Genomic DNA, 13,956 nt, shown 5'->3' on the forward strand with positions numbered 1-13,956 from the left:
ACACCGCGGCCCCGACACCCCTGCGTCTGCCTATCCGGCTCGGTCCGCACCGGGGCCTAGCGGAAGTTCACGAACTGCAGCGCCACATCCAGGTCGCTGTTTTTCAGCATGGCGATGACCGCCTGCAAGTCGTCCTTCTTCTTCGAGCTGACCCGCAGCTCATCACCCTGGATCTGGGCCTTGACCCCCTTGGGGAACTCCTCTCGGATCATCTTGGCGATCTTCTTGGCGTTCTCCGGGCTGATGCCTTCCTTCAGCGTGATCGGCAGGCGGTACTCCTTGCCGGACACCTTCGGCGTCTCGGGCACGTCCAGGATCTTCAGCGACACACCGCGCTTGACCAGCTTGCTCTTGAAGACGTCGAGCGCCGCCTTCGCCCGTTCCTCCGAGTTGGACTTGATCTCTACCGCGTGCTCACCGGCCCACGAGATGGTCGACCCTGTCCCTTTGAAGTCGAAACGCTGGGACAGTTCCCGGCTGGCCTGGTTGACTGCGTTGTCCACCTCCTGCCGATCGATTTTGGAGACGATGTCGAAGCTGGATTCGGCAGCCACGTCTGCTCGCAACCCCCACATTTCCTGGGCCAGAGACTCTCGGTCCGGCCGGTAGACGGCGATCAGGGCGGGCCGGGCAGTGGTGTCACGGCCCAGCCGCAGCAGTGACAGAGCTTAGCCCGGAGCCTCTCCGAATATCCCAGAGCGCGAGGGAAGCGGGATTCGATTTCGTCTCTGGGCCACTGTCCGCTATCCTCATTCATGCGTGAGGTCACAGAGGCCACCACGCCCAAGGCAGGTTGCCCGAGCGGCCAAAGGGAGCAGACTGTAAATCTGCCGGCGTTAGCCTACGTAGGTTCGAACCCTACACCTGCCACAGGTCGCAGAAGCGGTCTTCACCAGGGACAACCCTGGAAGAAGGCCGCTTTTGCCGTCTTCGGGCACGGTTCAGCGCTCTCCGGCCGGTGCATCCCGGCACCTCTGGCAGACACCTGAGCCCGGTGGAATTCCCGACCGTATCGCGGGGAGCGAGCCAGATCTCAGCGGATTCGGGAGGCAACCGCCCCGGGAAATCTCTAGTCTGCTGTGATGTGGGTGACTCAGTGATCCGGGAGCCAGCAGACCGACGCGCGAAACCGCCGTACGGGCGCGCCGCCGTGCTCAGATTGGCTTCCTGGTTTGACCAGGCCGACGCGGCCACGGCCCACCGCCTCTTCACCGCCGCGTTCTCCCTCTACCCCGCGCGGCACCTCAGCGGCAGCACCGAGGAGACCATCGCAGTGGCCGCCAGTTGGTGGGATGTTCCCCCCGCGGACACGTCAGCGGTCCGCCCCGCCCGAGGAGGGGCTCTTGCCCCGGCAGAAGACCACAGCGCCCAACAGGTGCGCCTCCGCGACACCGCAGAAGCCGCGGCCCACTGGCGGCGCTCCGCTGCTGAGGAAGTGCGGTCCCGTCTCGCCGAACTGACGCCCCGCACCGGCCGTATCACCCTGTCCCAGGCGGCGCTCGGAGTGCTCGTGGAGCTCCTCACCCGTGCCCTCGGCTCCGGCGACGCCACGGCCGCCCCAGTCAGTGCCGGCGACCTCGAACTCGACATCCGGCTCCATGTGCGCCACGATGCCGATGCCGTCCTCGTGCTCAGTGAGGACGGCGGCGACCTCACCCTCACCGGGCTGCGGCTGTGCGCCACCCCTTACGCCCGCACCGAACCCGAGCACGGCAGCGACGCCGTAGCGGACACCGACACGGAGCCCCACACCCCCGTCCCGGCAATGAGTGGGTCGGACGACGCCGACAACCTCGCGGTGTAAGCAGCCGCCACCCGCTCCTGTCTTCGCAAGCACTCCCACCCCGACCAGGAAGGTGACGCCAGAACGTGGCCGCGAAGGAGGACATCGCGCTCACCATTGAGCGTCAGGCTGCGGCCCGCCGACTACTGGCGGACCCCCTCATCACCGTGCACAGCCATCCCGAGGATTTCGCGCTCGTCCAAGCCCACTCCGACTGGCTCGTCCGCCAGTTCCGGCGCGTGCTCGGCTACGAGCTGCTCATCGCCGACGACCACGCCAGGCTGGTGAAGACCGGGCTGGTCCACACGGTGACCACCCCACTGCTCCGCGACAGCGGCGCGCCGTTCACCCCGCGCGCCTACACCTATATGGCGTTGACTCTCGCGGCCCTGCCCGATGCAGGTCCGCGCACCACCGTCGCCGAGCTGGCTGCGGGGGTGCGGGCCGCTGCCGAGGAGGCCGGGCTCGCCCTCGACCCCGAAGCGAGGCTGGGGGAGCGCCGCGCTTTCGTCGCCGGGCTCACCAGACTCGTCGGATGGGGGGTGCTCACCGAGACCGGGGGACGGCTCGCCGACTACGCCAGGGACGGCACCTGCGAAGTCGCCCTGGCCGTCAACCACGGGATCGCCGCGCACCTGCTCGCCCACATCCCGCACACGGCCACCCCGGAGGAGTTCGTCAACCTGGTCCAACGCGACTCGGTCTCCTCCGACGAGAAAGCCGCCGAACTCACCCTGCGCCGCCTGCTCGCGGAAACCCCGGTCGTCTACCGGGAAGAGCTCAGCACGGTCCACCGGGTCCAGCTCGCCCGCCACCAGTGGCGGGCCGCAGCGGAACTCGCGGATCTCCTCGGCTGCGACCTGGAGATCCGCGCCGAAGGCGTGGCCCTGATCATGCCTGCAGAGGCCATGGATGACCCCCGGGAAGCCGTCCATCCCACGACCTTCCCCGGAAAAGGACTGGTGAGCTACTCCGCCCTGGTCCTGCTGTCCCGCCTCGTCACCATGCTCGCCCCGCCGCCGTTCAGCCACGGGATTCCGATCCCCGCGGAGCTGCTCGACACGGAACTCGCCGCGGTCGTTGACAACGTCCACCAGTGGTCACACACTGCCCACAGTCACGTCCCCGACCCTGACGATCTCGCCGAACGCATCCTGACCCTGCTCCACGACAGTCGACTGCTCGACCGTGTCACCACCGACGACGCGCCTCAACGCCTGACCGAAGGGTGGCGACTGCTCGCCGCCGCCGCACGCTACCGCGACGCCGCTTTCGCCCGGAGCGATGCCGAATGAGCGACCACGGTGCGACAACCACCCGCACGACAAAAGAGACATTCCCGATCATCTCTTGCATCCGGGACAATGACCCCATCCCCGGAGCCCTGCCTATCCGGCACGGTGGGCCCCAAGACGAGCGGTACGGAGTGGAGGACGGCCGATGAGACAGGACACCACCCTCCCCAAGCGCTACCGGCTCGAACGTGCCGGGATCCACAACGTCTGGCAGTACGACAACCACATCTTCGAATTCGGGGACGGGCGCCTGCTCCTGCGCGGACGTAACGGGGCAGGGAAATCCAAAGCCCTGGAAATGCTGCTGCCCTTCCTCCTTGACGGAGACGCCCGCCGTCTCGACACCACCGGCACCAGCCGGACCAGCCTGCGCTGGCTCATGCTGGAAGGGCGCACCGCCACCGAGACCGGGGACACCACCGCCACCCAGACCGACACCACCACGCTGGGCTACCTGTGGGTCGAATTCGCCCGCCGCGGCGACGACGGCCAACCGCAGCGGCGCACCCTCGGCGCCGCAGTCCTCGCCGTACCCGACCAGCCTGACGCCCGCCCGATCTTCTTCGTCACCGACCGCCGCGTCGGCGACGATCTCACCCTCATCGAGGGCGGCCGCCCGCTGCCCATCGAACGCCTCCGCGCCGCGGTCGGCCCCGACAACTGCTACGACACCGCCCTCGGCTACCGCACCAGGGTCATGCGCGACCTGTTCGGCCTCGACGACCCCATGCGGTACCGCAACCTCATCCACCTGCTCTACCGGCTCCGCCGCCCCACCGTCGGCGAACGCCTCGAAGCCGGCGAACTCGTCTCCGTACTGTCCGAAGCCCTCCCCCCGATGGACGACGCCGTCCTCGACGAGGTCGCCCGCAACATCGCCGACCTGGAAAGCGCCCGCGCCCGCCTCACCGCGCTGCGCACCGCCCACGAGCACGCCACCGCCTTCCTCACCGACTACCGCGGCTACCTGCACGGCGTCCTACGCCAGCAGGCCGCGGCGGTACGCGAGCAGATCACCGCATTCGAGGAACGCGACGCGGAACTCGCCCGGCTCGAAGCCGAACTCGACACCCTCGTCTCCGCGGAGAGCAAGGCACAAGAGGAACGCGACCGCCTGCGCCGCACCCGGGACACCGCACACTCGGACGCGGCGACCCTCACCGCAAGCGCCGCGCACCCGCGGCAGGCCTTGAGCCGGGGAGAACGCGAAGCCCGCTACGCCGCGGTAGCCGCCTACATCCGCGCCGCCGAAGCCGCCTGGGTCGCCAGCGAACACGCCCGTTCCGCGGAATCCCAGGCCCACCACCGCATCGACCGCGACTGCGCCGCCATCGAACGCGGCATCGGGGGACTGCGCCGCCTTCACTTCGGTCTCCGCGACGCCGCGCGCGCCTCCGGCATCGACCCTGCCCGCCTCGGCGAAGTCCCCCAGCCGGTCCGGGTCACCCTCGCCCCCCGGGAAAGCGTCACCCAGGTCAACCTTGAAGGGCTCGAGCAGGCCGTGGAACGCCCCCCGGTTCAGGGACTCGAGATAGACGCGCTGCGGCGACGGCTCGCCGACCTCCACGACCGGCTCACCCACACCGACGCTGCCGCCGCCGAGCGCGAAACCCTCGTCGACGACCTCTACCAGCGCGCCCTGGAACTGGAAGCGGCCGAACGCCGGGAAGCCGACCTCACCAGCGAAGCGGAATGGGCGGACAGCCACGTCGAACAAGCCCGGGAACGGGAACGCTCCGCCATCGACCAGGTCCGCGAAGCCAGCGACGACTACGCTGCCGCCGTCCGTGAATGGTGCAACGCCCTGCGCGCCGCTGCCCCGGACGACGTCGACATCGAAGGGGCGTTGGACGCTTTGGAACAGCGCGTCGAGCCTCCGCTCGACGAAGACTTGCGCGTCCTGTCCGCGGATCTGCCGGAAACCGTGCTCCACGAGGCCCACGCGGTCGTTGAACCGCTCCTCGCCCAGGTGCGCCACACCCGGGACGCAGCCCTCAGCGAGGAGCACGACCTCGCCGCGGAACTCGCGGAACTCGCGGAGCGCCGCGCAGACGAGACCGCCCCCGTCACCGCGCCTCGTCCGGCCTGGGCCACCGCCCCACGGGACGCTGACGCCGGCGTTCCCCTCTACCGCGCGGTCGACTTCGCCGACCATCTCTCCCCTGAGGAGCGGGCCGGGCTCGAAGCCGCTCTGGAAGCCTCCGGCCTGCTTGTCGGACTTATCACCCCCGAAGGGACAGTCGTCGACCACGACACTAGGGACCTGCTGCTCAGCCCCACCGCGGCGCTCAGCGGCCGTACCCTGGCCGACGCTCTGGTTCCGGTCGAGGACGAGTCCGTGAAAGCCGACCGTGCCGCGGTCACCGCACTGCTCTCCTCCATCCGCCTGCTCGGCGACGAAGAATCCCCCGCGCCATCCGGAGACGGATCGTCCTGGTTCCAGCCCGCTGACGCGTCTTCCGGAGCAGAGAACTACGTCTCCCTCGACGGGCGCTGGCGGCTCGGCGTCGCCTGGGGACGCCACCACAAGGCCACCGCCGAATACATCGGGGAGGAGGCCCGCGCCCAGGCGCTCGAACGCCACCGGGCCAAAGCTGAACGGCGCATCGAAATGGCGGAGGCGCTGCTCGCCGAAGCCCAGGAGCGCCGCGCCGAGATCGACAACCGCTACGAGAGCCTGGTGCGGATCAACCGGTCCGTCCCCTCCGGCGCCGACCTTGCCGCGGCCTGGGCCGTGCTGGACGAGGCCCGCACCTGGCTCGCCGCGACCGTCCGCGCCCACGCCGCGGCCCGCGCAGCCGCTGACGCAGCCCGCAGCGCCGCCCTCGAACAGCGGGCGTCGCTGGCCGAGCTCGCCCTGAAACACCAGCTCCCCGCCCACTACGAGGAGCTCGCCCGGATCCGCGGGGCCCTGGGGGCGCTGCGCGTGCAGATCTCCGCGGCCCACCGGGACTTGGAGATCCTCGCCGGACGACTCGAGGACTACCGGCGCCACGTCGCCGACTGGAAACGGGCCCGGGAAGCCCGCATCGTCGCCGAGGACGCGGCCAGCGCCGCCATCAACGACATGATCACCGTTCGGCGCGAGACCGAGCTCACCGACCGGGCCAGCGCCGCCGACCCGGCGCAGATCGAGAACGCGATCGAACAGGTGCGCTCCCGCGCCCACACCGCGGACGAGGCCCTGCCCGCAGTCGAACGGGACGCCCAACGCATCCGGGACGAGCGGGTCGCGGTCGAGACCCGCCACAGCGCTGCCACGGTGGAACGCGCCGAACAGGCCCACCGTGCCTTGGCCGCCGGAGCGCGGCTCCGAGCCATGCTCGCCACCCCCACCGGGGAAGTCGACCAGGGACTGCTGGCCGCGGCAGGACTCCGTGAACTCGCTGAACCTGAGGGAGCGCTGGCCGCCTACGATGCAGCGGAATCCGACCCGGAGCGCAGCGACGACCTCACCAAGCGCATCCGCGTCCTCGACACGCTGATCAGCGCGATCGAGTCCGGACTCGACCAGAGCGACACGGATGTCGACGACAGCGGCATCTTGCGCGGCCACGAGGAGCTGCACCGCGGCCTCGCCGCAATTCCCGCCGTGGCGGCCCGCACCGAACTCACCGAACCCGCAGGGGTGAAACGGGTCACCGTCCACGACGATCACGGCACCCACGACATCGTCGACTACGCCGAGCGGCTGCGCACGCGGATCACCGAAGCGGAAGAGACCGTGGCGGCCCGCGAAGAGGAAGCCTACGAACGGCACCTCCTCGGGGAGCTTGCGGGACACCTGTCCCGCCAGATCAGCGAGGCGCGAGAGCTCATCGACGCGATGAACAGCGTCCTGGGGGAGGTCACCACCTCCCAAGGTCTCGGGGTGCGTCTGGAGTGGACGCTCGCTCCTGATGCGGACGAGGACATCCACGCGGTGGTGCCGCTTTTGGAACGCCCGGCCGAGGAGCGCACCCGCGTGGAGACCACCCGGCTCCGCGACGCCCTGCGCCGCTGCATCGAGGCGATCCGCCGCCTCGACCCCACAGCGACCGGAAGCGCACAGTTGCGCGCCGCGCTGGACTACCGGTCCTGGTTCGCCTTCACCGTCTACGTCACCGACGCCGCCCACCCGGAACGGGAGCGGCGCCTCACCCACCGCACCGCGCTCAGCCAGGGCGAACAGCGGGTGATCGCCTACCTGGTGCTGTTCGCTGCGGCAGCAGCCCAGTTCAGCGCGCTCGCCGTCCACGCCCCGCAGACCCCCCGGCTGATCCTGCTCGACGACGCGTTCGCCAAGGTCGACGAACCCACCCACGGCCGTCTGCTGGGCATGCTCGTCGAACTCGACCTCGACTTCATGCTCACCTCGGAGCGCGTCTGGGGCTGCTTCCCGAACGTCCCCAAGCTCAACATCTACGAATGCCTGCGCGACCCGGCGGAACCCGGGATCGCCACCTTGCACTTCACCTGGGACGGCAAACGGCGCCGCCTCAATGGAGTGTGATAAAGATCGCTTCTTGCCTGCCGTGGTGGGGCGAGGGCGAAAGATCGTGGAGTCGGGGTCGCGGGCGTTTCCCGCCCACTGTCCCGGCTCCCGGGCACGGGGCCGCGGCACGATGGGAAATTCGCCCGCTATGTCCTAATCTGCACAGGCGAGGCCACGAACGGAGCAGGTGTGGTGACGACGGTGACGACCTCCCAGGGATTCACAGCGGAGCCTTCACAGCCGAGGTCGACAACCTCCCCCTTCTACGCCTTAGGGGAGCGGTTGGCCCAGTCGCCACTGGACCCCACGGCACGCCGATGGGTCCTCGCCGCCATCCACGGTGACGACGCGCTCGCCGCCTGCCTGCGCGGGGAACAAGTCGACCTCCCCCTCCCGTCCTCCGGACCGGCGCCGGCGCAGCCGCGGCACCTCCGGCACTGCTATCTCAGGCGAGTCCGTGTCCAAGGCTTCCGTGGCATCGGCCGCGCCGCCACCCTCGAATTCCCGCCCGGCCCCGGCCTCACCGTGATCGTGGGCCGCAACGGATCCGGGAAATCCAGCTTCGCCGAAGCAGTAGAGGCCGCTCTTACCGGCCGTAACCTCCGCTGGGAAGCCATGCCCACGGCGTGGCGGGACGGCTGGCGCAACCTGCACTGCGACGACGTGACGGAAATCACTGTCGAGTTGCAGCGGGTGGGCGAGGAAGGAGTGACCCGGGTCACCCGGGTGTGGACCGGGGAGAGCGTCCGCTCCGCCCGCGGCGAAGTAGTCCTGCCCACCGGGGACGTCGGCGGCCTCGCCAGCCTCGGCTGGGGAGAGGACCTCGCCCGGTACCGGCCCTTCCTCTCCTACGACGAACTGGGTCGCACCATCACGGGACGCTCCGCCGAGCTCTACGATACGCTGACCGCGCTGCTCGGACTGAGCGAACTCACCGAGATCGAACGCCGACTGGCCAAAGCGTGCGACCGGCTCGCCAAAACCACCCAGCGCCCCGCCCACGACCTGCCCTACCTCCTGGACCAGCTGCGCGCCAGCAACGACCCCCGGGCCGCCACCGCCGTCGAACTGCTGACCTCCTCCTCGCTCGACCTGGACCGGTTGGCCGCGATCGCCGCCGACAAAGGGCCCGCCGACCCTGCCCAGCAGGTCGTGCTCCGCCGCCTGCGCCGTCTCGCAGTGCCCGAACGCTCCCTCATCAACGACGTGGCCAGCGAGCTGCGCGGCGCCGCGATGGAGCTCGCCATGACCGCGGGGACCAAAGGGGACCGGGCACGCAGCCTGGTGGAGCTGCTCCGCCAGGCACTGGACCACCACGAGCGCTACCCCGCTGAAACCGACTGCCTGACCTGCGGCGCCCCCAATGCGCTCGGCCCGGAGTGGGTCAACCGCGTCCGCGCGGAGATCGCCCGACTGGAACCCATCGCCGCGAGCACCGCAGACGCCTACCAGCGGGCCGAAACCGCCCGAGACCAAGCCCGGTTCCTCATGGCCCCGCCGCCCTCGTGGCTGCCGCCGGAGAGCGAGCTGGGCCAGATCTGGGCCGAGTGGGCGGCCGGGGCGGAGATCACCGACCTCACCCAGTTGGCCAACCACCTGGAAACCGTGGGGCGGCGGCTGCGCTCCGCAGCGATCGCCGCGCGCAAGGCCGCCACCGAGCAGCTCACCGATCCCACTGACGGCTGGGCGGGCCTCGCCGAACAGTTGGGCGCCTGGCTCGAGGACGCACGGGAGGCCCTCACCGCGCGCCAGCGCTTGGAGCCCGCCCGCCGGGCCCTGGACTGGCTGTCCGCGGTCGCTCGCGAGATGCGCGCGGAACGGCTCACTCCCTTGGCCGCCCACGCCGAGAAGGTGTGGGCGCAGCTCCGCCAGGAGCGCCACATCGACCTGACAGCGCTGCGCCTGGTGGGCCGGGGAGCACAGCGCCGCGTCGCGGTCGACGTGAGCGTGGAGGGCATCGACGGGCCGGACAGCGCTCCCGGGCTGCTCAGCCAGGGCGAGTTCCAGGCCCTCGCGCTCTCCATCTGCCTGCCCCGCACCCTGGTGCCGGGCAACCCGTTCGGTTTCCTGCTGCTCGACGACCCGGTGCAGGCGATGGACACCGAGACCGTGGAGGGACTGGCCACGGTCTTGGCGGAGGTGGGCCGTCACCGGCAGCTCGTGGTCTTCACCCACGACACCCGCCTGCCTGATGCGCTGCGCCGCCTCAACCTGCCTGCGGATATCCGGACGATCCACCGCGACGCCCTGTCGAACGTCTGGGTGACCCCGCACTGATCTCCGAGATGGAACCTGATCTCCAGGATGAGCGGTCCATAGACCCGGTAACACGTCCGATGACCTGCGGATATAGTGAGAAGGGAGAGGGCGGGCAGCGCCTAGGGTGCTGGCCGCGGCGAGATTCGAGAGCAGTGCGCCGGGCTTCGAGTTGGCAGAGCACCCCGGAAGCGATGTATATTCGAATCAACGCGAAGGGCGGACCCCAAAAGGGGGAAGCCAACAGAGCGTGCCCCTTTAGCTCAGTCGGCAGAGCGTCTCCATGGTAAGGAGAAGGTCTACGGTTCGATTCCGTAAAGGGGCTCCACGATTGAGGTCCGGTCCACGCACGTGGTCGGTCGTCAGACAGGCCACTCGCCGGCCAGGTCAAGAGCCGGTGTCGCTGCTGGTGGACCGGATTCTCGATTCAAGGCGGAGTAGCTCAGTCGGTAGAGCAAGCGGCTCATAATCGCTGTGTCGTCGGTTCGAGTCCGGCCTCCGCTACTACCTGCGGGACCCCCGGAAACCGGGGACGAACGCGGGTTTTTTCAATGTCCGTTGTCGCTCAGTGAGAAAGGCACTCCACTGTGGCTGCCACCGACGTGAGGCCGAAGATCACCCTGGCCTGCCAGGAGTGCAAGCACCGCAACTACATCACCCGCAAGAACCGTCGGAACACTCCCGACCGCCTCGAGCTGAGGAAGTACTGCCCCAACTGCCGTACGCATCGGGAGCACAGGGAAACCCGCTAGGTCGATATCCCGCAGGCCGCCAGCGCTCAACAGTGGAGCGCGGCCCAGCAGCGGTCGTGGTGGATCTTCAGATTCCGACCGGACGCGGTCTGGACTTCCCGGTAGCCCAGTGAGCCTGCCCGCTCACTGGGCTACCGGTGTGTTGGCCCTGTCCCAGTTCCGGCACGACCCGGCATGATGAGACCCCACGGTGTGACAAGTGAAGGACGTCGATGGCGATCAACCGCGACTATCTGGGACGGGCATACGAGCTCCCCGAGCCCTATGAGGTGACCCGGGTCAAGATCCGCGAGTTCGCGGACGCGATCTCGGACCCGAACCCGCTCTACCGCGATCCTGCCCACGCCAAAGAAGCCGGGTACACCGACGTCATCGCGCCTCCCACCTTCCCCATCATCCTGAGCATGGAAGGTGCGGGGCAGGCTATCGCCGACCCTGAACTGGCCCTGGACTTCTCCCGGGTGGTCCACGGGGACCAGCGGTTCCGCTACAGCCGCCCCCTCCAGGCCGGGGACGTGGTGACCTGCCGCACCACGATCACCGACATCAAATCCCTGGCCGGCAACGAGATGCTGACCTTGGAAAGCGAGATCGCCACCACGGCCGGGGAACACGTCGTCACCTCGGTCACCATGCTCGTGGTACGCGGCGATGCACCGTCCGGGACGTGAGTGAGGAGCAGCCCAGATGACCACTGTCCGGTATGCCGACGTTGAGGTGGGCACGGAACTGCCCGAGCGGACGTTCCGGGTGCGTCGCAGCGACCTCGTCCGCTACGCCGGAGCCTCCGGCGACTTCAACCCCATCCACTGGAGCGACCGGGTCGCCCGCAACGTGGGACTGCCCGGTGTGATCGCGCACGGCATGTTCACCATGGCCCAGGCCGGCCGCGTCATCACCGACTGGGTCGGCGACCCTGGCGCGGTGGTGGAGTACGGGGTCCGCTTCTCCGCTCCTGTCGTCGTCCCGGACGACGACGAGGGAGCCGAACTCGTGGTCGGCGGAACCGTCACGAAGAAGCTCGACGACAACCAGGTTGTCGTCACCATCACCGCCCGTTCCGCCGGCGCCAAGGTCCTGGCGCGCTCCACCGCCGTGGTGCGCCTGCCCTGACTGTTCCGGGCCCTGTGCCGCACCAGGCTGCGGCACAGGAGGTTTCCGCTCCCAGACCCACAGAGGTGCCACCCGTGACCACCAGCTTCGCCCGCAACGTGCCGCTCGCCGACTACACCACGCTCGGGCTGGGCGGCCCCGCCGCACGCTTCTGCTCCGTGGCCAGCACCGACGAACTGATCGCGACCGTGCGGGACGTCGACCGCAGCGGCGACCCGCTGCTCGTGCTGGGCGGCGGCAGCAACCTGGTGGTGGCCGACGAAGGGTTCGCGGGCACGGTGATCCAGGTGGACTCCTCCGACCTCTCCTACACCGAAGTCGACGACACCGTCGTCCGCGTGCGCGTTGACGCCGGGATGGAATGGGACTCCTTCGTCGCCCGCTGTGTAGACGAGGGACTGTCCGGAGTGGAAGCCCTCTCCGGTATCCCCGGCCGGGTCGGCGCCACCCCCATCCAGAACGTGGGCGCCTACGGCCAGGACATCAGCCAGACCGTGGTCGAAGTCACGGTCTACGACCGCGCAGCAGACCGCACCAGAGTGCTCTCGGCCGCGGAGTGCGGGTTCGCCTACCGCACCAGCATCTTCAAGGGCCGCGACCGCTACGTGGTGTGCGACGTGGTCTTCGAACTGACCCGGTCGAAGCTGAGCCGTCCGATCAGGTACGCCGAACTAGCCCGCAGCCTCGGCGTTTCCCAAGGCGACCAGGTACCGCTCGCGGACGTCCGCGACGCCGTGCTGTCCCTGCGCCGCAGCAAAGGCATGGTGCTCGACCCTGCGGACCCGGACACGCGCAGCGCAGGATCGTTCTTCACCAACCCGATCCTGTCCGCCGACGAGTTCGCTCGGTTCACCCAGCGGGTCGCGGAAGTGCTCGGTCCGGAGGTGACCCCACCCGCCTACCCGGATGGCGACGGCCGCGTGAAGACGTCGGCCGCCTGGCTGATCGAACGCGCGGGCTTCCCCAAGGGGTACGGCACCGGACCGGTGGGCATCTCCACCAAGCACACGCTGGCGTTGACCAACCGGGGCGGCGCCACCACCGCCGACCTGCTGGCCCTGGCGCGTGAAGTGCGCGCGGGCGTGGCCCGCGTATTCGGGATCACGCTGGTCAACGAGCCGGTCATGATCGGCGTCACCCTCTGAACGGGGAGCACCGCGGCCAGGCGGACGCGGCAGCGCGCCGCCAGGCCGCTCCTGACTGCCCGCGGACACTTCCCCCTCGAGGCTTTCTGCTCCGCGGCCTTTTCCCGCCGTGGTCTTCCCCTGACCCCAGGACACCCCCTGCCCTGCCGCGGACAGAAAGCAGACCGCCTCCGCGCCCCCGCTGCACCCCCCGACCACGGGCGATAAAACCAACACATCTCTTGGCCTGAGCCAAAAGAAAAATAAGGCGCACCGAACTCTTTTGTTTGCCTGGGGCCCGATTTAAAAAAGCCATTCCAATGAATTGCCCTCTCGAATTCTCTTCACTACGGTGGATGCCGTGCAGAGGGGAGTAGTCCTTGCGCTGCGTGGGCACTCCACCGGCTCTCACCAGGAGTGGCCTGGATCACGCGGGTGTATATTCCAGCGGACAAACCCCTCGAATGCTCGGGTGTTTTCGGGATGAAGAGCGGTATTCACCTTTCTTCTTCCCGAAAATAAAAATGAGGGGCGGAATTAATGGCTTTTCTCGGTGCTCTGGGCATGAGCACGGCCGTGGTCCTCGTCGCCGAAATGGGGGACAAAACCCAATTGGTGGCGATGTCCTTGGCCAGCCGCTACCGGATCCGCACCGTCCTACTGGGGATCACCGCGGCCACGGTCGTCGTCCACGGCATCAGCGTGCTGCTCGCCGAGATCCTGGGCATGGCCCTGCCCCACGACTGGCTGTCCCTCATCGCCGGCCTGGCTTTCCTCGGCTTCGGAGTGTGGACCCTCCGCGGCGACGAACTCACCGACGCTGACGAAGCACGCGCGGCCACACGGCCCACCCGTTCCGTGTTCCTCACCGTGGCCATGATCTTCTTCCTCGCCGAACTCGGCGACAAGACCATGCTCGCCACGGTCACCGTCGGCGCAGACCACGTGGGCATCCCCCTGTCGTGGCTGGCGGTGTGGATCGGCTCCACCGTGGGCATGGTCGCGGCGGACGCTCTCGGGATCGCGCTCGGCGCGCTGCTGGGGAAGAAGCTTCCAGAGCACGTCATCCGGATCGGGGCGGCCACCCTGTTCTTCCTCGCCGGCCTGGTCATGGTGGTCCAAGGGCTCGGCCAACTCGTGCTGTCCACAGCCTGAGGAG

At 68.9% G+C, this 13,956-nt stretch carries 10 protein-coding genes and 3 tRNA genes; 12 read left to right on the forward strand and 1 reads right to left on the reverse strand.

Features of this window, described 5'->3' with window-relative positions; translation table 11 throughout:
* Positions 1-56: 56 nt before the first annotated feature.
* Positions 57-554 carry a YajQ family cyclic di-GMP-binding protein gene (locus CW348_RS03880; protein ID WP_011293095.1) on the reverse strand — a complete coding sequence of 166 codons (498 nt, stop codon included), beginning with the start codon at positions 552-554 and terminating at the stop codon, positions 57-59.
* A gap of 233 nt (positions 555-787) precedes the next feature.
* Between CW348_RS03880 and CW348_RS03885 the strand changes: the two genes are divergently transcribed.
* The 12 genes from CW348_RS03885 (at position 788) to CW348_RS03940 (ending at position 13,952) form a co-directional block, all read left to right on the forward strand.
* Positions 788-870 (forward strand) — tRNA-Tyr (locus CW348_RS03885).
* 226 nt (positions 871-1,096) lie between these two features.
* The gene (locus tag CW348_RS03890) at positions 1,097-1,804 is read left to right on the forward strand and encodes a DUF2397 family protein (protein ID WP_011293094.1); all 708 of its coding nucleotides are present in this window, start codon (positions 1,097-1,099) and stop codon (positions 1,802-1,804) included.
* A 65-nt stretch (positions 1,805-1,869) separates the two neighbouring features.
* On the forward strand, positions 1,870-3,078 hold the full coding sequence (locus CW348_RS03895; RefSeq protein ID WP_011293093.1) for a TIGR02678 family protein: 1,209 nt from the start codon (positions 1,870-1,872) through the stop codon (positions 3,076-3,078).
* Positions 3,079-3,223: 145 nt separating this feature from the next.
* Positions 3,224-7,570: a TIGR02680 family protein gene (locus tag CW348_RS03900; RefSeq protein ID WP_104612671.1), complete on the forward strand. Its 4,347-nt coding sequence runs from the start codon at positions 3,224-3,226 to the stop codon at positions 7,568-7,570.
* Between the two features lie 171 nt (positions 7,571-7,741).
* Positions 7,742-9,829 (forward strand): ATP-binding protein, encoded by a 2,088-nt coding sequence (locus CW348_RS03905; protein ID WP_011293091.1) that lies wholly within the window; start codon positions 7,742-7,744, stop codon positions 9,827-9,829.
* 231 nt (positions 9,830-10,060) lie between these two features.
* Positions 10,061-10,136: transfer RNA gene (locus CW348_RS03910), tRNA-Thr, on the forward strand.
* A 103-nt stretch (positions 10,137-10,239) separates the two neighbouring features.
* A tRNA-Met gene (locus tag CW348_RS03915) sits at positions 10,240-10,312 on the forward strand.
* Between the two features lie 83 nt (positions 10,313-10,395).
* A complete protein-coding gene (rpmG, locus tag CW348_RS03920; RefSeq protein ID WP_011293090.1) occupies positions 10,396-10,560 on the forward strand; it encodes a 50S ribosomal protein L33 in 165 nt (54 codons plus the stop codon).
* Positions 10,561-10,772: 212 nt separating this feature from the next.
* Positions 10,773-11,231 carry a MaoC family dehydratase N-terminal domain-containing protein gene (locus tag CW348_RS03925; protein ID WP_011293089.1) on the forward strand — a complete coding sequence of 153 codons (459 nt, stop codon included), beginning with the start codon at positions 10,773-10,775 and terminating at the stop codon, positions 11,229-11,231.
* Positions 11,232-11,247: 16 nt separating this feature from the next.
* Positions 11,248-11,673: a MaoC family dehydratase gene (locus CW348_RS03930; RefSeq protein WP_011293088.1), complete on the forward strand. Its 426-nt coding sequence runs from the start codon at positions 11,248-11,250 to the stop codon at positions 11,671-11,673.
* Between the two features lie 74 nt (positions 11,674-11,747).
* Positions 11,748-12,818, forward strand: coding sequence for a UDP-N-acetylmuramate dehydrogenase (locus CW348_RS03935; protein ID WP_011293087.1), 1,071 nt, complete (start codon positions 11,748-11,750; stop codon positions 12,816-12,818).
* Between the two features lie 519 nt (positions 12,819-13,337).
* Positions 13,338-13,952: a TMEM165/GDT1 family protein gene (locus CW348_RS03940; RefSeq protein WP_011293086.1), complete on the forward strand. Its 615-nt coding sequence runs from the start codon at positions 13,338-13,340 to the stop codon at positions 13,950-13,952.
* Positions 13,953-13,956: the final 4 nt, after the last annotated feature.

It is taken from the genome of Thermobifida sp. (assembly GCF_017577275.1).
GTDB lineage: Bacteria > Actinomycetota > Actinomycetes > Streptosporangiales > Streptosporangiaceae > Thermobifida > Thermobifida fusca.

Bases quoted from the DNA above. Each gene is read 5' to 3' on its own strand.
- CW348_RS03940 (WP_011293086.1), top strand. From the start codon at position 13,338: ATGGCTTTTCTCGGTGCTCTGGGCATGAGCACGGCCGTGGTCCTCGTC.
- CW348_RS03925 (WP_011293089.1), top strand. From the start codon at position 10,773: ATGGCGATCAACCGCGACTATCTGGGACGGGCATACGAGCTCCCCGAG.
- CW348_RS03900 (WP_104612671.1), top strand. From the start codon at position 3,224: ATGAGACAGGACACCACCCTCCCCAAGCGCTACCGGCTCGAACGTGCC.
- CW348_RS03930 (WP_011293088.1), top strand. From the start codon at position 11,248: ATGACCACTGTCCGGTATGCCGACGTTGAGGTGGGCACGGAACTGCCC.